Consider the following 22,956-nt stretch of genomic DNA (forward strand, 5'->3'; position numbering starts at 1 on the left):
GGCAGACGGCTGCCCGGCCTGGGCGGCCCCCGCCGTCTCCGCCCCGGTCGGTGTACCGGGAGCGGCCCGGGCGAGTCGGCGAGGAGGCGCGCGGTCCGGGCCCTCCCCGCCCTGGACCGATCCCCCAACCCGGGAGGTCAGCCCCGGCGGCGTGCCAGGGCCACCGCTCCCCCGCCCACGGCGAGCAGGGCGATCGCGCCGCCCAAGACGTACGGGGTCGTCGAGCTGCCGCCCGTCTCGGCCAGGCCCTCCTCGGCCGGCGCGCCCTGCGGCTCGAGCTCGGCGGGGGCGTCGGAGGGCTCGGCGGACGGCTCGGCCGGTGGCTGTGCGGCGGGCGCGGCCTTCGGTGTCTCGCAGGTCGCCTCGGCCAAGGTGAGCGTGCCGTTCACCTCGGCCACGTTCAGCTTCAACGGGTTGACGGACACCTTGAGTTCGAGGGCGGTGGCGGCGGCCGTCCGGGACGTCGTCCGTGTCTTCGAGAGGTCCAGACGTACGTCGCCGACGCCCGGCACCTTGACGTCCGTCGGGCCTCCGGCGCTCAGGGTGACGCGCTTGCCGAGCACGGTCACCGAGCCGGGCAGGTCGGTCGTGGCGACCGGCTTCTTCCCTGCCTCGCAGACGGCCTTCGCGGTGATCTGCTCGATCTCGATGACCGACAGGATCGGGAGGCCGGGGACATGGACGCGGGCGCGGGCCAGGGTGGTGCTCCCCTCGGCCTTCGTGGCGGTCGCGGTGGCTCTCGCCCGGGCCGCCTTCGCGCGCAGCACGCTGAAGGGCTGTCCGCCGTTCACCCCGTCCAGGCGGGCGGTCAGGGCGGTCTTCTCGGCGCTCTGCGGGGCCTGGACCTCGTTGAGGGAGACGGCGAGCGGAGCCTCGACCGACTTGTTCAGCAGGGAGACATCGAGGCCGGTGCGCAGGACGACGGCGCTCGCGCGGCCGTGGTCGCCGGTGGCGTGCGCCGGGCTCACGCCGGTCAGTGCCACAGGCCCGGCGGCGAGGGCCGTGGCCGTCGCCACGGTCGCCAGGCGGCGTGCGGGCATGCGGAAGGAAGTGCTGTTCACGGTGGGGACTCCAGGAGAGACAGGCTCGGGACCCGGAAAGACTCGCGCACCCGGCGTACGGCGTCAGCGATCTGACACCTCTTCACTCCAACGTGGCGAGACCGTGGAAGTTTTCGAATCCCCCGGCACAGACGTTCCCCGGCTTCACCCGCTTGGCTACCCGACCACGCGCCCGTTCAGCACCACCCGGCGCGGTGCCGCCAGTACGCGTACGTCCGCCCGGGGGTCCTCGTCGTAGACGACCAGGTCCGCCGGGGCGCCCTCGTCCAGGCCGGGGCGGCCGAGCCAGGTGCGGGCCGTCCAGGTTCCCGCCGCCAGGGCGTCGAGGGGCGGGATACCGGCGGTGACCAGCTCGGCGACCTCGGCCGCCGCCAGGCCGTGGGCGAGGCCGCCGCCGGCGTCGGTGCCGACGAAGACGGGGATGCCGGCGTCGTAGGCGCCCCGGACGGTGTCGTAGCGGCGTTCGTGGAGCCGGCGCATATGGGCCGACCAGCGCGGGAACCGGGACTCGCCGCCGTCGGCGAGCTGCGGGAAGGTCGCGATGTTGACCAGGGTCGGCACGATGGCGACGCCCCGTTCGGCGAACAGCGGGATGAGCTCCTCGGTCAGGCCCGTCGCGTGTTCGATGCAGTCGATGCCCGCCTCGACGAGGTCCTGCAGCGAGTCCTCCGAGAAGCAGTGCGCGGTGACGCGGGCGCCCAGGCGGTGGGCCTCGGCGATCGCCGCCTCCACCGCGCCGCGGGGCCAGCAGGCCGACAGATCGCCGAGGTCGCGGTCGATCCAGTCGCCGACCAGCTTGACCCAGCCGTCGCCCCGCTTGGCCTCCTGGGCGACGTAGGCGACCAGGTCCTCCGGCTCGATCTCCCAGGCGTAGTTGCGGATGTAGCGGCGAGTGCGGGCGATGTGCCGCCCGGCGCGGATGATCTTCGGCAGGTCCTCGCGGTCGTCGACCCAGCGGGTGTCGGAAGGTGAACCCGCGTCGCGGATCAGCAGCGTGCCCGCGTCCCGGTCGGTCAGGGCCTGCTTCTCGGCGACGTCCTGGGGGACCGCGCCGTGCCGGTCGAGTCCCACGTGGCAGTGCGCGTCGACGAGGCCGGGCAGGGCCCAGCCCTTGACGGTGCGGATGTCGCGGGCACCGGCGGGACGGTCGTAGGAGACGCGGCCGTCCACCACCCACAGTTCGTCCCGGACGTCCTCGGGCCCGACGAGCACCCGTCCCTTCACGTGCAGCACCGTGCGATCGCTCATGCACCGCACCCTAATGAGCCGCGGACCTCGCCTGCGAGGGGGGACGTACCCGCCGGTTACCCTCGATGCCGTCGGCCCCGTGCAGACGCCGTTCGCCCCGTGAATGAAGAGAGCCCCACCGTGACGCACCCGTTTCTGGACCTGGCCCCGCTCGGCGCGGACCACTTCGCCGCGATCGAGGACCGTGTGGCGCGGCTGCTGAGCACCGAGCAGGACGTCGTGATCATGCAGGGCGAGGCGCTGCTGCCGCTGGAGGGCGCGATCCGTGCGACGGCCGGCCCGGGGACGACGGCGCTGAACGTCATCACGGGCCCGTACGGGCAGACCTTCGGCGACTGGCTGCGGGACTGCGGTGCCACGGTGGTCGACCTGGCGGTGCCCTTCCACACGGCGGTCACGGCCGAGCAGATCCGGCAGGCCTTCGCCGAGCACCCGGAGATCGACTTCGTGTCCCTGGTGCACGCGGAGGCGGCGACCGGGAACACCAATCCGGTCGCGGAGATCGGCGAGGTGGCGCGGGCGCACGGGGCACTGTTCTACCTGGACGCGGTGGCGTCGATCGGTGCCGAGCCGGTGCTGACGGACGCGTGGGGCGTGGACCTGTGCGTGATCGGGGCGCAGAAGGCGATGGGCGGTCCTGCCGGTGTCTCGGCGGTGTCGGTCAGCGAGCGGGCCTGGGCCCGGATGGCGGCGAACCCGCGGGCGCCGCGCCGGTCGTATCTGTCGCTCCTCGACTGGAAGGAGCGGTGGATCGACGGCGGCCGCAAGGCGCTGCCGCACGCTCCGGCGCAGCTGGAGATGCTGGCGCTGGAGGCGTGCGTGGAGCGGATCGAGGCGGCGGGGCTCGATGCCGTGATGGCCCGGCACGCCTCCGCCGCGGCGGCCACGCGGGCCGGGGCGGTCGCGCTCGGTGGCGGCCTGGAACCGTACGTGTACGAGGCCCGGGACGCGGCGCCCGTCGCCACGACGCTCCGGGCGCCGTCCGGGGTGGTGGCGTCGGAGCTGGTGGCCAAGGCGCTGACGTCGGATCCGGCGGTGCCGGTCGCCGCCGGCGGGGGTGCGCTGGCCAAGGAGATGATCCGGGTCAACCACTACGGCTCGGACGCGACGCCGGGCGCCGTCCGGGCGAGCCTGGCGGCGCTCGGGGGTGCGCTCTCCGAGCAGGGGCTGAGGGTGGACGTGGAGGGGGCGCTGCGGGCCGTGGAGGAGGCGTGGCGGTAGTCGGGGGCTGAGGTCTTCGGTTTTCGCCCCCGCCGCCCCTTCCCGTCCCTGCCCAGGGGCTCCGCCCCTTCGACCCCGCTGGGGCTGCGCCCCCAGGCCCCCGCTTCGGCCTGAAGGGCCTCGTCCTCAAGCGCCGGACGGGCTGGAAGGCGAGCACCCGCCGTTGTCAGTGGCCCGTGCCATGCTCCCCGTATGACGACCGACACATCTGCCGACCGTTCCCCGACCCTCCCCGACGGCCGTCCCGTGCCGCACCTCAGCGGTGACGAGCGGGCCATGCTCGAGAGCTGGCTGGACTTCCACCGGGCCACGCTGGAGCTGAAGTGCGCGGGGCTGGACGACGCGCAGGCGCGGATCCCGTCGGCCGAGCCGTCGGCGCTGACGCTGCTCGGGCTGGTGCAGCACCTCGCCGAGGTCGAGCGGAACTGGTTCCAGAGAGTGACCGCCGGTCTCGGCGTACCGCCACTGTTCGAGGACCCGACCGGCTACGGACTGGATCCGGGGCGGGGCCTCGACGAGGCGCTGGGGATCTGGCGGCGGGAGATCGCGCGGGGTCGGGAGCTGTGCGCGGGGCTGCCGCTGGACCACGTCGGGCGGGTCGCCGAGGGGCCGGTCCCGGGGATGGAGGTCAGCCTGCGATGGGTGCTGATTCACATGATCGAGGAGTACGCACGGCACAACGGTCACGCCGATATCCTGCGAGAACGCATCGACGGAGTGACCGGGGCCTGAATTACACGTTCCCTGCGCGACATCCCACATGTAAGCTGGCACACAATTAAGAATTCTTTCAAGAACAGCTTCCCGTATTCTTCTGCCCGCTTTCCCCGGTCCTAAACCCAGAGATTCTGGGGACACTTCGCGGGGAAATTCGGGCAGGTCTCGTGGGGATTACATGGCTGTGACGCGTTACACACTGTGACCACTTCGCCCGATATTTCCGGTACAAACTTGGGCATCTCACCACCCCTACACCTAAAGACTCGCGCCCGCGCGATAACACAGTCATGGCTCATGCGCGACCCCGTCCGGCGATGCGATTTTGAATTTCTCTGGGTAAATTCAATTGGCATGACTGCCGTACAAGCAGATCCGCAAATCGACCGTCCCACCGTGGCCGACGGAGCCGCACTGTGGCGGATGGCGAAGGACTCGAAGGTTCTGGACCTGAACTCGTCCTACAGCTATCTGCTGTGGTGCCGCGACTTCGCGGCGACGTCGGCCGTGGCGCGTGACGAGCACGGCGAGCCGATGGGCTTCATCACCGGGTACGTGCGGCCGGACAGCCCGCGCACCCTGCTGGTCTGGCAGGTGGCCGTGGACGAGGCACACCGCGGGCGCGGGCTGGCCGCCACGCTGCTCGACGGGCTTGCCGCCCGCACCGTGGCCGACCTCGGGGTGACGACGGTGGAGACCACCATCACTCCGGGCAACACCGCCTCGGAGCGCCTGTTCACGTCGTTCGCCGAGCGTCACGGCGCCCGGCTGGAGCGCGAGGTGCTCTTCGACACGGCCGTGTTCCCCGACGGGCCGCACGACCCCGAGGTCCTGTACCGCATCGGCCCGCTGCCCCACTGACTTCCCGTCCCACCCCCACTCCCGCAGACCTCCCCCACGCACCGAGGAGCGATTCGTCGTGACCATCACCCAGCCCGACCTGAGTGTCTTCGAGACCGTTGAGTCCGAGGTACGCAGCTACTGCCGCGGCTGGCCCACCGTCTTCGACCGCGCCGTGGGCAGCCGTATGTACGACGAGGACGGCCATGAGTACCTCGACTTCTTCGCCGGAGCGGGGTCACTGAACTACGGGCACAACAACCCGGTCCTGAAACGCGCGCTGATCGACTACCTGGAGCGCGACGGCGTCACGCACGGGCTCGACATGTCGACCACCGCCAAGCGCACGTTCCTGGAGGCCTTCCAGAACCTGCTGCTGCGGCCGCGCGACCTGCCGTACAAGGTCATGTTCCCCGGCCCGACGGGCACCAACGCCGTGGAGGCCGCGCTGAAGCTGGCGCGGAAGGTGAAGGGGCGCGAGTCGATCGTCTCGTTCACCAACGCCTTCCACGGCATGTCGCTGGGCTCGCTGGCCGTGACCGGCAACGCCTTCAAGCGGGCCGGCGCCGGTATCCCGCTGGTGCACGGCACGCCCATGCCGTTCGACAACTACTTCGACGGCACGGTCGAGGACTTCCTGTGGTTCGAGCGACTGCTGGAGGACCAGGGCTCCGGCCTGAACAAGCCGGCCGCCGTGATCGTCGAGACCGTGCAGGGCGAGGGCGGCATCAACGTGGCCCGGCCCGAGTGGCTGCGCGCCCTGTCCGAGCTGTGCGAGCGGCAGGACATGCTGCTGATCGTCGACGACATCCAGATGGGCTGCGGCCGCACCGGCGCCTTCTTCTCCTTCGAGGAGGCGGGCATCGTGCCGGACATCGTCACCGTCTCGAAGTCGATCAGCGGCTACGGCATGCCCATGTCGCTGTGCCTGTTCAAGCCCGAGCTCGACGTCTGGGAGCCCGGCGAGCACAACGGCACCTTCCGCGGCAACAACCCCGCGTTCGTCACGGCCACCGCGACCCTGGAGACGTACTGGGCCGACGGCTCCGCGATGGAGAAGCAGACCCGCAAGCGCGGCGAGCAGGTCGAGCAGGCGCTGATCTCCATCACCGAGGAGAACCTGGCCGACGTGAAGGAGTACCGGGGCCGCGGCCTGGTGTGGGGCCTGGAGTTCCACGACAAGGAGCGCGCCGGAAAGGTCGCCAAGCGCGCCTTCGAGCTCGGGCTGCTGATCGAGACGTCCGGCCCGGAGAGCGAGGTCGTCAAGATGCTCCCCGCCCTCACGATCACCCCCGAAGAGCTGGACGAGGGCCTGCGCACGCTGGCCCGCGCCGTCCGAGAGACCGCCTGACACACCAACCGAGCACCACTCACCTAGGAGGCATCGCAGCACCGTGATTGTCCGTTCGTTCAAGGAGATCGAAGGTACCGACCGGCATGTGAAGTCGGCGTCCGGTACGTGGGAGAGCAAACGCATCGTCCTCGCCAAGGAGAAGGTCGGCTTCTCCCTGCATGAGACGGTCCTGTACGCGGGTACGGAGACGTCGATGTGGTACGCGAACCACATCGAGGCCGTTGTCTGCGTGGAGGGTGAGGCCGAGCTGACCGACCACGAGACCGGGAAGTCGTACACGATCACGCCCGGGACCATGTACCTCCTGGACGGGCACGAGAAGCACACGCTGCGGATCAAGCAGGATTTCCGCTGCCTCTGCGTCTTCAACCCGCCTGTCACCGGACGGGAGGACCACGACGAGAACGGCGTATACCCGCTGCTCACCGAGGAGGTGTGACGTTTCATGACCGCCACCTACGACACCACCACCGGTATGCCGGACCTCTATCCGAGTCGTGGCGCCGCCGAGGTGCTGACGCCGCGCCAGGACCCGGTCGTCTGGGGTGCGCCCGACGCCCCGGGCCCGGTGGCGCCGGCCGACCTGCTGTCGTTCGAGCGTGACGGCTTCCTCGCCATCGACGAGCTGATCACCGAGGACGAGGTCGCGGTCTACCGGAACGAGCTGAACCGACTGGTGCACGACCCGGACATGCGGGCCGACGAGCGGTCGATCGTCGAGCCGAAGTCCAAGGAGATCCGCACGGTCTTCGAGGTGCACAAGATCAGCGAGGTGTTCGCCAGGCTGGTGCGCGACGAGCGCGTCGTCGGCAGGGCGCGGCAGATCCTCGGCTCGGACGTGTACGTCCACCAGTCGCGGATCAACGTCAAGCCGGGCTTCGGGGCCAGTGGCTTCTACTGGCACTCGGACTTCGAGACGTGGCACGCCGAGGACGGTCTGCCGCGGATGCGCACGGTGTCGGTCTCGATCGCGCTGACCGAGAACTACGACACCAACGGCGGGCTCATGATCATGCCGGGGTCGCACAAGACGTTCCTCGGGTGCTCGGGAGAAACGCCGAAGGACAACTACAAGAAGTCGCTGCAGATGCAGGACGCGGGCACGCCCTCCGACGAGGCGCTGAGCCGGCTGGCCTCGCAGCACGGCATCAAGTTGTTCACGGGCAAGGCCGGTTCGGCGACCTGGTTCGACTGCAACGCCATGCACGGTTCCGGCGACAACATCACGCCGTTCCCGCGCAGCAACGTGTTCATCGTGTTCAACAGCGTGGAGAACACGGCGGTCGAGCCGTTCGCGGCGCCGGTCCGGCGACCCGATTTCATCGGAGCCCGGGAGTTCACGCCGGTGCGGTGACGCCCCTTTGAGCACCGGGCCGGGCCTCCTCGTGTGGGACGGGAGGCCCGGCCCGGTCATGTCCTCAGCCGGACAGGACGTCCAGGAGCCGGTCGACGTCCGCCGGGGTGTTGTAGAGGTGGAACGCGGCCCGCAGATTGCCGGACCGGTCGGACACCTGGATGCCCGCCCTGCTCAGCTCACCCTGCCGGTGGCCGAGCCCCGGCACGGACACGATCGCCGAGCCCGGCGCGGGCACCGGCGCGTGGCCCAGCTCGTCGAGCCCGGCCCGGAAGCGGTCCGCGAGCGCGAGATCGTGGGCGTGCACGGCGTCGACGCCCAGTTCCTCGAGCAGCTCCAGCGAGGCGCGCAGCCCGGCGTAGGTGAAGAGGGCCGGGCTGATGTCGAACCGCCGTGCGGACCGGGCGAGTTGCTCGACGGGGCCGTAGCAGCTGTCCCAGGGGACCTCGCCGGCGACCCAGCCGGCGAGCAGCGGGGTGAGCCCACCGAAGTCCTGCGGGGCGACGAAGAACGCGGCCCCGTGCGGCCCCATGAGCCATTTGAAGCCGACGGCGGCGAGGAAGTCGTCCGCGTCGGCCTCCATCGGCAGCCAGCCCGCGGACTGGGAGGCGTCGACGTAGGTGCGGGCCCCGTGCGCCCGGGCCGCCTCGCGCACGGCGGGCAGATCGGCGAGCCGGCCGTCTGCGGACTGGGCGGTGCTGACCGCGACGAGCGCGGTGCCGGGGCGGACCGACTCGGCGAGCCGCTCCAGGGGCACGGCGCGCACCTTGAGGTCGCCGCGCACGTGGAACGGGTTCACCAGGGACGCGAAGTCGCCCTCCGCCGTGAGGACTTCGGCGCCGGCGGGCAGCGAGGCGGCGATCAGACCGCCGTACTCGGCGACCGAGGCGCCGGTCGCGACGCGCTCGGCCGGCACCCCGGCCAGCCGGGCGAAGGACGCGCGGGCGGCCTCCGCGTCCTCGTACAGGGGACCCAGGGGCGTGCCCTCGGCACGCATCCGCACCGCCTGGTGCACGGCGGTGACGGTACGGGCGGGCAGGAGCCCGTTGCTCGCGGTGTTGAGGTAGGTCTGCTTCGGGGTGAACTCGGCACGGACGAGGTTCTCGAAGGTCTCCATGGGACCACTCTGCGTCCCGGGGGAACCCCCCGTCCATTGCCGATGTCTGCGTGACGTCGCTAAGAAGCGCTTATGGATACGCCCCGACCTGCGGGTTTCAGTGCTGGGGCACCGCACAGCCGTCCGGGCCACACGCGTCCGCGCCGTCGGTGGCTCCGCTGTCGACGATCTTCAGCGGCGCGCGCTCACCGAACGCCTGCGTCAGGGCCTGGGCGAAGACCTCGGCGGGCTGGGCGCCGGAGACGCCGTACTTCCGGTCGAGCACGAAGAACGGCACACCGTTCGCGCCGAGCTGCGCGGCCTCCCGCTCGTCGGCCCGGACCTCGGCGGCGTACGCCTCCGGGTCGGCGAGCACCGCACGGGCGGCGTCCGCGTCGAGCCCGGCGGCCACGGCAAGCTCCACGAGCCGCTCGTCCTCGCCGAAGACCGAGCGCTCGTCGGCGAAGTTGGCCCGGTACAGCGCGTCGAGCAGCCGCTCCTGGCGGCCGTGCTCCTTGGCGAGGTGGAGCAGGCGGTGCATGTCGAAGGTGCTGCCGTGGTCGCGGCCCCGGGTGCGGTAGTCAAGACCCTCGGCGGCGGCCTGCGCGCCCAGGTTGTCCTCGCCCGCCTCGGCCTGCGCGGCGCTCATCCCGTACTTCCTGGTGAGCATCGTGATCACGGGCTGGATGTCGTCCTTGGCGCGGCCCGGGTCCAGCTCGAAGGAGCGGTGTACGACCTCGACCTCGTCGCGGTGCGGGAAGTCCCGCAGCGCCTTCTCGAAGCGGGCCTTGCCCACGTAGCACCAGGGGCAGGCGATGTCGCTCCAGATCTCGACGCGCATGTCTCGGCTCTCTCCAGCTCGTACGGGTACGGAGACTCCCTCCGCCGAGTGCATGAACGTTCAAGCAGCGGGCTTCATTCCCCGGAAACGGTGAGACGCAGCCGCATGTGGTGATCGCCCGGGGCGACCGGCGACTCCGGGTCCGGCACCCAGCCCTGGCGACCGTAGAAGCCCCGCGCCCGCTCATTGGCCACATGCACGTCGAGCCAGGCCGTACGCACCCCGCCGGTCCGCCACTCCTCCACACACGCGGCATGCAGGGCGGTGCCGATTCCGGCGCGCCAGCGGTCGGGGTCGACGTGGAACTGGAACAGCGTGACGGTGCCGGCGGGAGCCCCCTCCGCCCTGCGGAAGGAGGCGATCCCGGCCAGGCGCCCGTCGCGCACCGCGCACAGCACCCGCCCGTCGGACCTCCCTATCGCCTCCCGCCACCGGCCCTGCCAGTCGGCCCCGTCGTCCGGGAACCCGTCCGGGTAGTAGGTGGCCCGGGCGCGCCGGTGTAACGCGGCGACCTCCCCGGCTTCGGCGGGCAGTGCGGTCCTGATCTCCAGACCGTCGACATTCGGGTTGGTTTCGATCATGCAGCACAGGACGCGCCGGGCGAGGAGGCGGTTCCACCGGCGGACCTCAGCTGCCGTCCCGCAGGTCCTTCGGCCAGTTCGGGCGGAACTCGATGTGGTCGTACGTCACCACGCAGCCCTCCCCCATCGGGGACTGCGTCATGAAGCCGACCAGGGCCGCGCCCGCCTCCTTCTCCTCGCCCAGGGTGAAGAGGCGGACGAAGGTCCAGCGTTCGCCGTCGCGGGAGGCGTGGAAGCCGAAGGCGCGGCCGGTGCGGCTCACCCGCAGCCAGACGGAACTGCCCTCGACCGTGAAGGAGTTGGCGTCGTCGGAATGACCCCGGGTGACGACCGTGCAGACGGTGGGGACGTCCGGGGAGTACTCCAGGCAGAGCTTGGCCCAGGCCCGTTCCCCGACATGCACGTAGAGCACGCCCGCGTCGAAGGCCGCACCGAACCCCACTGTGACCCGGGCGATCAGCTGGAAGTCCCCCTCGGGCGCCCCGAGCAGCCGCGGCGCGTCGGCGGCGGGGTCCAGCCCCTCCCCGGTGGGCGGCACGAACCGATCCTGCCTGGGCCCGGCCCACCCGGAGAGCACACCGTCCTCGTAGGACCAGTGACCGTCAGGCCCATACGTACGCAGACCGAAAGGAAGTTCGGAAAGTTCCAGATCCATCCAACCAACTCTTCCAGGTCCCACCTCAAGGGGCGCGGGGAACTGCGCGATCAACCACAACGAACCGGAAGACCGCGATTCACCGCACCCCCACGGCGCTACCGCTCCAAACGCCCGTTGAACCGACGAGGCAGCCCCAGCGGGTTGTCGTCCCGCAACTCCGCAGGCAGCAACGCCGCCGGCGCGTTCTGATACGCCACCGGCCGCAGCCACCGCTCGATGGCCGTACCGCCGACCGACGTGGACGTGGAGGTCGTGGCCGGGTACGGACCGCCGTGGTGCTGCGCGGGCGCGACCGCGACACCCGTCGGCCAGCCGTTCACGAGGACGCGACCGGCCAGCGGCGTCAGCTCCGCGAGGATCTCCGCCCCGCGGCCCTCCCCCGCCGCCTCCTCCTCGGACAGCTGCACGGTCGCCGTGAGGTTCCCCGGCAGACGCGACAGCACCGCCTTCACCTCGGCGTCGTCCTCGTAGCGGGCCACCACGGTGACCGGCCCGAAGCACTCCTCCAGGAGCAGGTCGTGCTCGCCCTCCGCGGCCAGCCTGCTCGCCGGGACGGTGAGGAAGCCCGCGCTGACGGTGTGCTCGCCGCCCGAGCCGGGCGTGACCGGGGACTCCACGTCGGACAGCCGCGCGCGCTCGGCGACACCGGCGACGAAGTTGTCGCGCATGCGGTGGTCGAGCAGGACTCCGGCGTCGGTGTCGCTGACGGCGTCGGTCAGGGACTTCAGCAGCGCGTCACCGGCGTCCCCGGCCGGCGCGAGGACGAGGCCCGGCTTCACGCAGAACTGGCCGACGCCCAGCGTCATCGACCCGGCGAGGCCCGCGCCGATCGCCTCGGCGCGCTCGGCGGCCGCGGCCTCGGTGACGACGACCGGGTTCAGGGAGCCCAGCTCGCCGTGGAAGGGGATCGGGACGGGGCGGGCGGCCGCCGCGTCGAAGAGGGCACGGCCACCGCGTACGGACCCGGTGAAGCCGGCCGCCGCGACCTGCGGGTGCTTGATCAGCTCGACGCCCGCCTCGAAGCCGTGCACCAGCCCGACGACGCCCTCGGGGATGTCGTGCCGGGCGGCGGCACGGCGCAGCACCTTGGCGACGTACTCGGACAGGGCCGGGTGGTCCGGGTGGGCCTTGACGACGACCGGGCAGCCGGCCGCGAGGGCGCTCGCGGTGTCGCCGCCCGCGACCGAGAAGGCGAAGGGGAAGTTCGACGCCGAGTAGACGGCGACGACGCCCAGCGGCACCTTGTAGCGGCGCAGGTCCGGGATCGGCGGGGTCGCGGTGTCGTCGGGGTGGTTGACGACGACGTCGAGGAAGGCGCCCTCGTCGACTATGTCGGCGAAGGCCCGCAGCTGGAAGCAGGTGCGGGCGAGTTCGCCGGTCAGCCGGACCGGGCCGAGCGCGGACTCGGCGTCGGCGGTCTCGACGAGACCGTCCTTGGCCGCCTGCAGCTCGTCGGCGGCGGTGCGCAGGAAGGCCGAGCGGACGGCGCGGTCGGCGAGTGCGCCCCGCGCCTCGTCCGCGGCCCGGACGGCGGCGTCCACCTCCTGGGCTGTGGCCTCCACCGCAACCTGCTCGCGCTGCTTCCCGGTTCGGGGGTCGACACTCCAGACTGGTGCTGCTGCCACCGCGGGTCCCTCCACATTCGTTGCCGCATGCAATGCCGCAGTATGTACGTCATCACCAGGGATGTTCGATATACTGAACGCTGTCTCTGATGATGAATGCTGTCGGAGACTATATCTCCAGCTTCTCGTCGAACGAAGGGGTCAAGGGCGATGTCGGCAGGCGAGACAGGCGGCGGTGCGCAGGTCAAGAGCGCGGTGCGGACCGTGGAACTGCTGGAGTACTTCGCCGGCCGGCCCGGTATGCACTCCCTCGCGGCGGTCCAGGAGGCCGTCGGGTATCCCAAGTCCAGCCTGTACATGCTGCTGCGCACCCTGGTCGAGCTGGGCTGGGTGGAGACGGACGCGACGGGCACGCGGTACGGCATCGGCGTCCGGGCCCTGCTGGTCGGCACGTCGTACATCGACGGCGACGAGGTGGTCGCGTCGGCCCGCCCGACGCTGGACCGGCTCTCGGACGACACCACGGAGACCATCCACCTGGCCCGCCTGGACGGCACGAACGTCGTCTACCTCGCCACCCGCCAGTCGCAGCACTATCTGCGCCCCTTCACCCGGGTCGGCCGCCGTCTGCCCGCGCACTCCACGTCCCTCGGCAAGGCGCTGCTGAGCACGTACTCGGACGAGCAGGTCCGCAAGATGCTCCCGGAGACGCTGCCCGCGCTGACCGAGCACACGATCACCGACCGGGAGAAGCTCATCGAGGAGCTGCACCAGGTGCGGGAGCAGGGCTTCGCCGTGGACCGCGAGGAGAACACGCTGGGGCTGCGCTGCTTCGGCGTGGCGATCCCGTACCGCACCCCGGCGCGGGACGCGATCAGCTGCTCGGTGCCGGTGGCCCGGCTGACGCCGGCGCACGAACAGCTGGTGAAGGACGCGCTGTTCGACGCACGGGACCGGCTGACACTGGCCACCCGTAGGCTCTGAGGCATGAATGCCGAGCTGCGCGCGATCCACGACAGCGATCTGCCGGTCTTCTTCCGGCAGATGAACGACCCCGAGGCATTGCACATGGCGGCCTTCACCCCCAAGGACCCGGCCGACCGGGATGCCTTCGACGCCCACTGGGCCAAGATCCGCTCCTCGTCCGCGGTGGTCCGCACGGTGCTGGCCGACGGTGACGTGGTCGGCAGCGCGGCGGTGTACGGGGAGCCGGGCGAGCGCGAGGTGACGTACTGGATCGACCGCGCGTACTGGGGCAAGGGCATCGCGACCGACGCCCTGCGGGCGCTGGTGACGGAGGTGGCCGAGCGTCCCCTCTACGCGCGGGCGGCCTCGGACAACGTGGGGTCGCTGCGTGTCCTGGAGAAGTGCGGGTTCCGTGCCGTGGCGTCGGCCAGGGGGTACGCCCAGGCCCGGGATGCCGAGATCGACGAGACGGTGCTGATCCTGGAGGGCTGAGGGACCTCTCCCCCCATCCGGATCTCCCCCATCCGGCGGAGGCGGGTCGTCACCGTGCAGGACGTGCCGTCGGCCTTCCGCGCGGGAGCCTGATCGCATGACGCAGTCGCTCGCTCCCGCCGCCGCGCCCACATCCGCTCCCGGACCTTCGGGGCTCAGCCGCCCCCGGCGCGTTCTCCGCGCCGTCGCCGTCCTCTCCTGCCTGCCGTACCTCGGGCTCAAGGCCGCCTGGATCGCCGGGAGCCACGTCGGTATCCCCGAGGGGAGCGCCCTGCTCGACGACCGTGTCGGCATGGCCGTGATCAACGGACTGTCCGTGCTGCTGGACAGCGCGGTGATCGTGCTGGCGCTGGTGCTGACCCGGCCCTGGGGGCTGAAGGTGCCCGCGTGGCTCCTGGCGTTTCCCGTGTGGGTCGCCACCGGGCTGCTCGCGCCGATCATGACCGGGTTCCCGGCACAGCTGGTCGTGAAGGCGTTCGACGGAGGCCGCACCTCCTCCCCGGGCCGGGAGGCGTTCCTGTACGAGTGGGTGTTCACCGTGGTGTACACCGGGTTCATCCTCCAAGGGATCGCTCTCGGTGCCCTGTTCGTGCTCTACGCCCGCGATCGCTGGGGGCACCTGTGGCGCGGCCGGGTGTGGGAGCTTCCCGTCGGAGTCGTCGGGCCCGCCCACCGCGCCCTGGCCGTCGCGGCCGCCGTGCTCGCCCTGCTGCCGCTCACCGTCCATCTGCTGTGGGCCTGCGGCGTCACCGCCGGGCTCAGCGAGGGACGGGCGGCGGACCGCACCGCCGACTTCCACGTCCTGGAGGCCGTGTACGTGATGTTCCTCGTCGCGGCCGTCGCCGGCGGCTTCCTGCTGGCGTTCCGGCGCGGCCGGGCCCTGCCCGTGGCGGTGCCGCTCGGGCTCGCCTGGGTCGGCTCGGGTGCCGTGGCCTGCTGGGGCGGCTGGCTGACGCTGGCCTCCCTCGGCGGTGTGGAGGACCTCGCCGACCGTCCTACGCCGCTGATGAGCCTCGCCTACGCTGGGCAGATGCTCGTCGGCTTCCTCGTCGCCGCCATCGGCGTCTACTACTTCGCCGAGCGCTCGGCCAGGGCCGCTCGGCGGGCGGCGTGAGACAGGCCGCCCGGCTTCTGTTCGGCCGGCGGGCGCGGCTGCGCTGGGTCCATCTGATCCTCGGCGGCGCGCTCGCCATGCCGTATGTGCTGGTCGGCTCGGTGATCATCGGCCCGGCCACCGGCGGCACGGACGTCTTCGGGTCCTTCCCCCTCCAACTCGCCTCGTTCGGGGTGGGGCTGCCGCTCGCCGCCGTCACGTCCGTGTTCCCGCTGACCCGGCCGCTGGAAGCCGCCGCCGTGCGCTGGCTGTGCGGTGTCGACGCGGACCGGCTCGCCTTCGGACCGGCCCGGACGCGGGGCGAGAAGGGGCGTACGGCGGGCTGGTTCACGCTCCATCTCGGGTTCGGCGGGATCATCGCGGGGATGTCGCTGGCCGTGCCGCCGTTCGCCGCCGTGCTGATCGTGCTGCCGCTCCTCGCGGGGTTGCGCGGCACCCGGCTCGGACTGCCCCAAGTCTTCGACCACGCCTGGGCGTTGGCGCTCACGCCGGTCGCGGGCGCGGCGATGCTCGTCGCCCTCGCGGGCTGCGCGGCCGGCTGCGGTGCACTGCTGGCCCGCTGGGCACCCGCCCTGCTCGGCCCGTCTCCCGAGGGCCGGCTGGCTGCGGCCGAGGCACGCGCCGCCGACCTCGCCGTACGCAACCGGCTGGCGCGGGAGCTGCACGACTCGGTCGGTCACGCGCTGAGCGCGGTCACCCTCCAGGCGAGCGCGGCACGCCGGGTCCTCGACTCCGACCCGGAGTTCGTCCGCGAGGCCCTCGCCGCGATCGAGGACACGACCCGGCGTACCGTCGGTGAACTCGACGCCGTGCTGGGCGTGCTGCGCGAGGGCGACGGCCCCGGGACGGCCCCCGCACCCACCCTCGCCGGCGACCTCGACGGCCTGCTGTCCCGTACCCGGGCGAGCGGGACCCGGGTGACGGCCACGATCGACGCCGACCCGGAGGCGCTGCCTCCGCTGCTGTCCCGCGAGGCCTACCGCATCGTGCAGGAGGGGCTGAGCAACGCCCTGAGGCACGCCGGTCACCGGGTCGCCGTGGACGTGCGGATCGCGGTGGCGGGCGGGCGGTTGGAGATCACCGTGGAGAATCCGGTGACCGGCCCCGCGCCCTCCCGGCCCGGCGGCGGCCACGGGCTGCGCGGCATCGCGGACCGGGCCAGGCTGCTGGGCGGAACGTCGACGGCCGGACCGACCGCCGCACAGACCTGGCGTCTGCGCGTACACCTGCCGATGAAAGGACCCGCATGACCCGCCCGGCACCCGTCCGTGTCGTCCTCGCCGACGACGAGCGCATGGTGCGCACCGCGCTCCGCGCCATCCTCTCCGCCGAGCCGGACCTGGAGGTGGTGGGCGAGGCGGCCACGGGTGCCGAGGCCGTGTCGGTCGTACGGGACCTGCGGCCGGACGTCGTCCTCATGGACGTGCGCATGCCGGAGATCGACGGCATCCGCGCCACCGAGCAGATCCTGGCGACGCTGGACGAGCCGCCCCGGATCGTCGTCGTGACGACGTTCGAGAACGACTCCTACGTGTACGACGCGCTGCGCGCCGGAGCCGCCGGGTTCCTGCTGAAGCGGGCGGACGCCGACGCCCTCGTGCAGGCGGTCCGGCTGGTGGCGCGCAGCGACAGCCTGCTGTTCCCGGCGGCCGTCCGCACGCTCGCGACCGAACACGCACGCGCGCACCCCGCGCCGCCCGCGTGGGTGGCGAAGCTCACGGGACGCGAGCGGGAGGTCCTGCGGCACATGGCGGACGGGCAGACCAACGCGGAGATCGCCCGCCGAATGGAGGTCGGCCCCGCCACGGTGAAATCGCACGTGGCGGCGGTCCTGGCCAAGACGGGCACCCGGGACCGTACACAGGCGGTCATCGCGGCGTACGAGGCGGGATTTCTGAACGCCGGATGAGAAAACGGACGGGTGGGAACGATCCGCCCCTCCTGGCTCGTCCTCATGTTCGGGATGAACAAGACGATCAGGCGCGCATCGGTCTTCGCGCTGCTCCTTGTGTTCGCTCTGCTGGTCAGGGCGACCTGGGTGCAGTTCTACGACGGTCAGGCGCTCGCAGACGACAAGGACAACCGGCGGAACGCCATCGAGACGTACTCGGCGCCGCTCGGGAACATCATCGTGGGCGGCCGGTCGGTGACCGGCTCGACCCCGACCAAGACAGGCGACCTCAAGTACAAGCGCACGTACACGGACGGTGAGCGGTACGCGGCGGTGACGGGCTACGCCTCGCAGGCGTATGCGCCGACTCAGCTGGAGGGCATCTACACCGACCTCCTGAACGGCACGGACAACCGTCTGAAGTCCGTGATGGACACCGTCACCAACCAGCGGGCCGAGCCGGGCAACGTGGTCACCACGATCGACCCGGACGTGCAGAAGGCGGGGATCGACGCGCTCGGCGACAAGAAGGGCGGCGCCGTCGCCGTCGACCCGAAGACCGGGAAGATCCTCGCGGTCGTGTCGACGCCGTCGTACGACCCCTCGTCGCTGACGGACGCCAACACCGCCGGGGCGGCCTGGAAGAAGCTGACGAGCGATCCGGAGAAGCCGCTGACCAACCGTGCGCTGCGGCAGCCGCTGCCGCCCGGCTCGACGTTCAAGCTGGTCGTGGCGGCGGCGGCGCTGGAGGACGGGCTGTACGACTCGGTGGACGACAAGACCGAAAGCCCGGACCCGTACACGCTGCCGGGCACCAGCAAGGAGCTGTCGAACGAGAACCCGAGCGCGCCCTGTACGGACGCCACGATCCGCACGGCGCTGCAGTACTCGTGCAACAACGTCTTCGCGAAGATGGCCGTCCAGCTGGGCCAGGACAAGGTGAAGGCGATGGCCGAGAAGTTCGGCTTCAACGACGACAAGCTGGATGTGCCGGTCCGGGCCTACACGAGCGTGTACCCGTCGGACATGTACCCGTCGCAGACCGCCCTGACGGGCATCGGCCAGTTCGACGTCACCGCGACCCCGTTGCAGATGGCCATGGTGTCGGCGGCCATCGCCAACGGCGGCAAGCTGGTCTCGCCGCACATGGTGTCGCAGATCACCAACAGCGGCGGTGATGTGCTGCAGGACTACGACGACGAGACGGACTCGAAGGAGATCGTCAGTTCCTCGACCGCCGAGCAGCTGCAGTCGGCGATGCAGACCGTCGTGGACAAGGGCACCGGCTCCAACGCCCAGATCCCGGGCGCGACCGTGGGCGGCAAGACGGGCACCGCCCAGCACGGCGAGAACAACAGCCAGGTGCCGTACGCCTGGTTCACCTCGTACGGCAAGTCCGGCTCGTCGGGCAAGGAGGTCGCCGTTGCGGTCATGGTCGAGCAGTCCGGCGCCGCCCGCTCGGAGGTCAGCGGCAACGGCCTGGCGGCGCCGGTCGCCAAGGCGATGATGGAAGCGGCGCTGAAGGACTGAACCTCCGACTGAACCTCCGCCGTACGAAAGCCGTCTCTACAGACAGATGGGCCGCCCCCTTCCCCCCGGGGGCGGCCCTTCGCCTTGCCGCACGCCTTACTTGGCTCCGAGCAGCTGCTCGATCGGGTCGATCGCGAAGTACACGAGGAACAGCGCCGAGGTCCCCCACAGCAGCCAGTGGACCTCCTTGGCCTTGCCGAGCACGGTCTTGATGACGACGTAGGCGAGGAAGCCCGCGCCGATGCCGTTGGTGATCGAGTAGGTGAACGGCATCACGGCGATGGTGAGGAACGCGGGGATCGCGATGTCGTACCGGTCCCAGTCGATGTGCTTGACCTGGGTCATCATCAGGAAGCCGACGGCGACCAGGGCCGGGGCGGCCGCCTGCAGCGGGACGATGGTGAGCAGCGGGGTCAGGAACAGCGCGAGGGCGAACAGGCCGCCGGTGACGAGGTTGGAGAAGCCGGTGCGCGAGCCCTCGCCGACGCCGGCCGCCGACTCGATGTAGGAGGTCGCGGAGGAGGCCGAGGCCGCGCCGCCCGCGACCGCCGCCGCACCGTCGATCAGCAGCACCCGGCCGAGGTTCGGGACCTTGCCCTCCTCGTCCAGCAGACCCGCCTCGGCGCTGACGCCGACGACCGTGCCCATGGTGTCGAAGAAGTCGGACAGGATCAGGGTGAAGATCAGCAGGACGACCGTGATGACGCCGACGCCGGGGGCGCTGAACGCGCCGAACAGGTCGAAGTCGCCGATGAGTCCGAAGTCGGGGGTGTCGACGAGGTTGCCGGGCCAGGACGGTGTGGTCAGGCCCCAGGTCTTGATGTCGGCGATGGAGTTGATCACGATCGCCACCGCCGTCATGCCGACGATGCTGATCAGGATGGAGCCCTTGACCTTGCGGGCGAGCAGGCCGATCGTCAGCAGCAGGCCGAGACAGAAGACGAGCATCGGCCAGCCGGTGAGGGTGCCGGTGCCGCCCAGCTGAACGGGCACGGTGGTGTTCGCGGCGTCCGGGATGCGGCTGACGAACCCGGCGTCGACGAAGCCGATGAAGGCGATGAACAGGCCGATGCCGACGCTGATCGCCTGCTTGAGCGGCTGGGGTATGGCGTGCATGACGGCCTCGCGCAGACCGGTCACCACCAGCACGCAGATCAGCAGGCCTTCGAGGACGATCAGGCCCATCGCGTCGTCCCAGCTCATCAGCGGGGCGATCTGGAAGGCCACCACGGCGTTCAGGCCGAGTCCGGCGGCGAGCGCGAGGGGGAGGTTGCCGCCCACGCCCATGATGATCGTCATGACCGCGGCCACCAGGGCGGTGGCGGTGGTGAGTTGGACGGCGTCCAGCTGGTGCCCGAACTTGTCCTTCGCGCTGCCCAGGATGATGGGATTCAGGACAAGGATGTAGGCCATCGTGAAGAACGTGGCGAAGCCGCCGCGTATCTCACGGCCGAAGGTGGACCCCCGCTCGGAGATCTTGAAGAACCGGTCGACGCTGTTCACCGCCGGTGGTGCGGCGTCGGACCGGTCGGCCACCTTCTGTGATTCGGACATGACGAGTGCTCCTCGGTGCCTGGGTGATCGTTGTGCGGATGCTGGCTGGATTGTCCTCGCGTTGAACCACGTTCAGGTTTTCTTCGTGTTACGGAATCAGAGTCCGGCCCGCCATACGCCGTTCGAAGCTCCGTACGAACCATCCTGATGAACGCTGCTACGCTTCCCGATCTCGTCCGGGCCTCCCCCGGATGATCACATGTCATCTACATGACACGCACAGGCACCCCGCCCGGGAGTGCCCGAAGCCGCTGCGAGGAGAGGTCGCCCGTGGGCACAGTCGTCGACGACGCCGCCTCCGTGGAGTTCCACGCCTTCTTCGAGCGCCACTACGCCGAACTGTCCCGCCTGGCCTACCTGTTGACGGGCGAGTCGGACACCGCCGACGATCTGGCGGCGGACGCGTTACTGGCGCTGTGGCACCGCTGGGACCGGGTGCGCGCGGCCGACCATCCGGCGGCGTACGCCCGCGGTGTGGTCGCGAACATGGCCCGCACCCGCATCCGCAGTGCCGTGCGCGAGCGGCGGCGCATCGCCCTGTTCTGGTCGCAACGCGAGGAGAGCACCGAGAACCCGGACGTCGCGGGCGTCGTCGACGTCCAGGAGGCGTTGCGCAGGCTGCCGTTCCGCAAGCGGGCCTGTGTGGTGCTGCGGCACGCGTTCGACCTGTCCGAGAAGGACACCGCGCTCGCCCTCGGCGTCTCGGTGGGTACGGTGAAGAGCCAGACCTCGAAGGGAATGGCCGAACTGCAGCGGTTGCTGGGCACGAAGGGAGTGCCGCAGCGCATGCACGCGGCGGTGGGCGCGCCCCGTTGCTCACCCGCCGTGGAGGGCTTGCGGGCGCGCACCGGTGAGGGCGGAGGGAGGGACCGATGACCATGCGGCGGGACGTGCACGAGGAGCTGCGCGCCCGGCTGCACGAGGCGGCCGGGGGGCACGAGCCCGACCGGGAGAGCATCCTGGCCCGGGTCGAGCGCGGCATGGCCGGTCCGGCCGCGTCCGCCCACCGGGAGACACGTCCGCCGGTGTTCGGCTGGATGCGGGTGGCCGGTGCGACGGCCGCGGTGGCGGGCGTGCTGGCGGTGGGCGGTTACGCGGTCGCGTCCGCGGTGAAGGAAGAGGCCGCCCCTCCGCAGCAGGAGGTGGCGACCTCGCCGACGCCCACACCGTCGCCGGACGCGACGAGCCGGGCCCCCGTGCCACCGGTGGATCCCACGCCGACCGCCTCGCCGGAGCGCCGCGAGTCCGCCCCGCCGCCCTCCGGGAAACCGAGCGCCTCCGTCACCGCGCGGCCGCCCGCCGCCACGGAGGACGGGCCGCTGTGGTCGGACGGCTCGGTCGACCCGCACAGCAACGACTTCTGGGCACAGAGCAACATCACGATCAAGACCCGTGAGGAACTGACCGCGCTGACCGTGCGGTTGAGCGTCGCCCAGACCGGCGGGGTCTCCGACGCGGGCGCCTGGCGGTCGCTGCCCGAGAACGACTTCACTCTCACGGTCGGCGAGCAGGACGGCCGCCTCGTCTACACCTGGACCCTCAAGGAGGGCCGCAAGGTCCCGGCGGGCGAGTGGGTGTTCGCGGGCCAGTTCGACCACGACCGCGGGGGGCGTGACGCGGGCACGGACCGCTACACGGTGACGGCCGCCGCGGGGTCGGACCGGCTGTCGGTGGGCGGCGGCTTCGCGGCCGTGGACGACGCGGACGACGCCGGGGGCGACTCGTAGGGCCGCCACCTCGTCGACGGCACTCTGCCGCCGGCCGGGTCCGACGCACGCGCGTGAAAAAGATCTGAAGACGCGGCAACCCTTTCCTCACCGGTGGCGACCACTACGCGCAAAGAGTCACCCCCACTCGAGGAATCGGTACATGACTGCACCAGCAGAACAGCGCGTCCGCCATCGCCGTAGCGTCATGAAGCGGCGGGGTGTGATCGCCGGACTGTCCGCGTTCGCCATCACCGGAGCGGCGATCGTCACCACGTCGATGCTGTCCACCGCGGGCGCCGCGTCCTCCTGGCCCGCGGACAAGGGCAGCGAGCCCGTGTCGAAGACCATCCCGGTCTCCGGTGTCCGCGACGGCGGGATGAAGAAGTTCTACGGCAGCGGCGCGCTCGGCGGCGACAGCCAGGACGAGGGCCAGGACCCGCTCTTCGAGCTGGCGGACGGCGCCACGCTGAAGAACGTCATCATCGGCACCCCGGCCGCGGACGGCGTGCACTGCAAGGGCAGTTGCACGCTGCAGAACGTGTGGTGGCTGGACGTCGGCGAGGACGCGGCCAGCTTCAAGGGCAAGTCCTCCTCGGCGGTGTACAAGGTGATCGGCGGCGGCGCGAAGAACGCCGACGACAAGGTGCTGCAGTTCAACGGCGCCGGCACGCTGAACGTGTCGGGCTTCCAGGTGCAGAACGCCGGCAAGCTGGTCCGTTCCTGCGGCAACTGCGGGACGCAGTACAAGCGCACGGTCGTGCTCGACGACATCGACGTGACGGCGCCGATGAACTCGATCGTCGGCGTGAACGAGAACTACGGCGACACGGCCACGCTGTCGAAGATCCGCATCCACGGCGACAGCAAGAAGAAGATCAAGACGTGTGTGCGCTTCACGGGCAACAACACGGGCAAGGAGCCGACCGAGCTGAAGCCGCCGGGCCCGGACGCCAAGACCTGCAAGTTCAAGGCCTCCGACATCAGCTACCAGTGAGGCAGCGGCTCATGTGAACCCCCGGCCGGCCCGTGTCCCCCCTCGGGCCGGCCGGATGCCGGATGTCCGGGCCCCCAGTCGGACCTTCGGCACCCGACCCTCCGGAGCCCCCCTCCGGACGGTCGGACGGTACTGGCCGAGCCCCCCTCGGCCAGTCGGCAGGACGCCCC

The 22,956-nt window shown here is 71.1% G+C and carries 23 protein-coding genes; 15 read left to right on the plus strand and 8 right to left on the minus strand.

From position 1 onward, the window contains the following. Window positions 1-137 precede the first annotated feature (137 nt). A complete protein-coding gene (locus OHU35_RS09770; RefSeq protein WP_405505161.1) occupies window positions 138-1,061 on the minus strand; it encodes an SCO1860 family LAETG-anchored protein in 924 nt (307 codons plus the stop codon). 156 nt (window positions 1,062-1,217) lie between these two features. Next, on the minus strand, window positions 1,218-2,309 hold the full coding sequence (locus OHU35_RS09775; protein WP_189730317.1) for an amidohydrolase family protein: 1,092 nt from the start codon (window positions 2,307-2,309) through the stop codon (window positions 1,218-1,220). 120 nt (window positions 2,310-2,429) lie between these two features. Between OHU35_RS09775 and OHU35_RS09780 the strand changes: the two genes are divergently transcribed. From OHU35_RS09780 to thpD, 6 genes are all read left to right on the plus strand, one after another. After that, window positions 2,430-3,530: a pyridoxal-phosphate-dependent aminotransferase family protein gene (locus OHU35_RS09780; RefSeq protein ID WP_405505162.1), complete on the plus strand. Its 1,101-nt coding sequence runs from the start codon at window positions 2,430-2,432 to the stop codon at window positions 3,528-3,530. Window positions 3,531-3,722: 192 nt separating this feature from the next. Then, window positions 3,723-4,262: a DinB family protein gene (locus OHU35_RS09785; protein WP_189730322.1), complete on the plus strand. Its 540-nt coding sequence runs from the start codon at window positions 3,723-3,725 to the stop codon at window positions 4,260-4,262. 339 nt (window positions 4,263-4,601) lie between these two features. Then, complete coding sequence (ectA, locus tag OHU35_RS09790; RefSeq protein WP_189730324.1) at window positions 4,602-5,108, plus strand: diaminobutyrate acetyltransferase; 507 nt, start codon at window positions 4,602-4,604, stop codon at window positions 5,106-5,108. Window positions 5,109-5,166: 58 nt separating this feature from the next. Then, window positions 5,167-6,438, plus strand: coding sequence for a diaminobutyrate--2-oxoglutarate transaminase (ectB, locus tag OHU35_RS09795; protein ID WP_184599671.1), 1,272 nt, complete (start codon window positions 5,167-5,169; stop codon window positions 6,436-6,438). Between the two features lie 43 nt (window positions 6,439-6,481). Continuing rightward, window positions 6,482-6,880: an ectoine synthase gene (locus tag OHU35_RS09800; protein ID WP_184599670.1), complete on the plus strand. Its 399-nt coding sequence runs from the start codon at window positions 6,482-6,484 to the stop codon at window positions 6,878-6,880. Window positions 6,881-6,886: 6 nt separating this feature from the next. Next, the gene (thpD, locus tag OHU35_RS09805) at window positions 6,887-7,795 is read left to right on the plus strand and encodes an ectoine hydroxylase (RefSeq protein ID WP_189730326.1); all 909 of its coding nucleotides are present in this window, start codon (window positions 6,887-6,889) and stop codon (window positions 7,793-7,795) included. A 64-nt stretch (window positions 7,796-7,859) separates the two neighbouring features. Here the strand turns inward: thpD and OHU35_RS09810 are convergent, their stop codons facing one another. The 5 genes from OHU35_RS09810 to OHU35_RS09830 all read right to left on the minus strand — a co-directional run bounded on the left by OHU35_RS09810 (window position 7,860) and on the right by OHU35_RS09830 (window position 12,596). Then, window positions 7,860-8,912, minus strand: a complete 1,053-nt coding sequence (locus OHU35_RS09810; RefSeq protein ID WP_189730328.1) for an aminotransferase class V-fold PLP-dependent enzyme — start codon at window positions 8,910-8,912, stop codon at window positions 7,860-7,862. Between the two features lie 97 nt (window positions 8,913-9,009). Beyond that, entirely contained in the window at window positions 9,010-9,732 is a 723-nt protein-coding gene (locus OHU35_RS09815) for a DsbA family oxidoreductase (RefSeq protein ID WP_405505163.1), read from the minus strand. 74 nt (window positions 9,733-9,806) lie between these two features. Continuing rightward, window positions 9,807-10,313, minus strand: a complete 507-nt coding sequence (locus tag OHU35_RS09820) for a GNAT family N-acetyltransferase (RefSeq protein ID WP_405505164.1) — start codon at window positions 10,311-10,313, stop codon at window positions 9,807-9,809. 46 nt (window positions 10,314-10,359) lie between these two features. Beyond that, window positions 10,360-10,968 (minus strand): DUF1349 domain-containing protein, encoded by a 609-nt coding sequence (locus tag OHU35_RS09825; protein WP_359896841.1) that lies wholly within the window; start codon window positions 10,966-10,968, stop codon window positions 10,360-10,362. 98 nt (window positions 10,969-11,066) lie between these two features. Further along, the gene (locus OHU35_RS09830) at window positions 11,067-12,596 is read right to left on the minus strand and encodes an aldehyde dehydrogenase (NADP(+)) (protein ID WP_189730336.1); all 1,530 of its coding nucleotides are present in this window, start codon (window positions 12,594-12,596) and stop codon (window positions 11,067-11,069) included. A gap of 150 nt (window positions 12,597-12,746) precedes the next feature. Here OHU35_RS09830 and OHU35_RS09835 point away from each other — a divergent pair, with 150 nt between their 5' ends. The 6 genes from OHU35_RS09835 (at window position 12,747) to OHU35_RS09860 (ending at window position 18,529) form a co-directional block, all read left to right on the plus strand. Then, window positions 12,747-13,520, plus strand: a complete 774-nt coding sequence (locus tag OHU35_RS09835) for an IclR family transcriptional regulator (RefSeq protein ID WP_189730338.1) — start codon at window positions 12,747-12,749, stop codon at window positions 13,518-13,520. Window positions 13,521-13,523: 3 nt separating this feature from the next. Next, window positions 13,524-13,994 carry a GNAT family N-acetyltransferase; N-acetyltransferase gene (locus tag OHU35_RS09840; RefSeq protein ID WP_405505165.1) on the plus strand — a complete coding sequence of 157 codons (471 nt, stop codon included), beginning with the start codon at window positions 13,524-13,526 and terminating at the stop codon, window positions 13,992-13,994. Between the two features lie 97 nt (window positions 13,995-14,091). After that, window positions 14,092-15,108 (plus strand): hypothetical protein, encoded by a 1,017-nt coding sequence (locus tag OHU35_RS09845; RefSeq protein ID WP_405505166.1) that lies wholly within the window; start codon window positions 14,092-14,094, stop codon window positions 15,106-15,108. Further along, window positions 15,105-16,358 carry a sensor histidine kinase gene (locus OHU35_RS09850; protein ID WP_405505167.1) on the plus strand — a complete coding sequence of 418 codons (1,254 nt, stop codon included), beginning with the start codon at window positions 15,105-15,107 and terminating at the stop codon, window positions 16,356-16,358. Before OHU35_RS09845 ends, OHU35_RS09850 begins: the two co-directional genes overlap by 4 nt. Next, window positions 16,355-17,017 (plus strand): response regulator transcription factor, encoded by a 663-nt coding sequence (locus OHU35_RS09855; protein ID WP_189730348.1) that lies wholly within the window; start codon window positions 16,355-16,357, stop codon window positions 17,015-17,017. Before OHU35_RS09850 ends, OHU35_RS09855 begins: the two co-directional genes overlap by 4 nt. A gap of 54 nt (window positions 17,018-17,071) precedes the next feature. Then, window positions 17,072-18,529, plus strand: a complete 1,458-nt coding sequence (locus OHU35_RS09860) for a penicillin-binding protein 2 (RefSeq protein ID WP_189730443.1) — start codon at window positions 17,072-17,074, stop codon at window positions 18,527-18,529. A 96-nt stretch (window positions 18,530-18,625) separates the two neighbouring features. Here the strand turns inward: OHU35_RS09860 and OHU35_RS09865 are convergent, their stop codons facing one another. Then, window positions 18,626-20,083, minus strand: coding sequence for an NCS2 family permease (locus OHU35_RS09865; protein WP_405505168.1), 1,458 nt, complete (start codon window positions 20,081-20,083; stop codon window positions 18,626-18,628). A gap of 270 nt (window positions 20,084-20,353) precedes the next feature. Here OHU35_RS09865 and OHU35_RS09870 point away from each other — a divergent pair, with 270 nt between their 5' ends. The 3 genes from OHU35_RS09870 to OHU35_RS09880 all read left to right on the plus strand — a co-directional run bounded on the left by OHU35_RS09870 (window position 20,354) and on the right by OHU35_RS09880 (window position 22,786). Next, window positions 20,354-20,959, plus strand: coding sequence for a SigE family RNA polymerase sigma factor (locus tag OHU35_RS09870; protein WP_189730352.1), 606 nt, complete (start codon window positions 20,354-20,356; stop codon window positions 20,957-20,959). Next, window positions 20,956-21,810, plus strand: a complete 855-nt coding sequence (locus tag OHU35_RS09875) for a hypothetical protein (RefSeq protein ID WP_189730354.1) — start codon at window positions 20,956-20,958, stop codon at window positions 21,808-21,810. Before OHU35_RS09870 ends, OHU35_RS09875 begins: the two co-directional genes overlap by 4 nt. A gap of 142 nt (window positions 21,811-21,952) precedes the next feature. Beyond that, window positions 21,953-22,786, plus strand: a complete 834-nt coding sequence (locus OHU35_RS09880) for a pectate lyase (RefSeq protein WP_405505169.1) — start codon at window positions 21,953-21,955, stop codon at window positions 22,784-22,786. Window positions 22,787-22,956: the final 170 nt, after the last annotated feature.

It is taken from the genome of Streptomyces purpurascens (assembly GCF_045040895.1).
GTDB lineage: Bacteria > Actinomycetota > Actinomycetes > Streptomycetales > Streptomycetaceae > Streptomyces > Streptomyces purpurascens.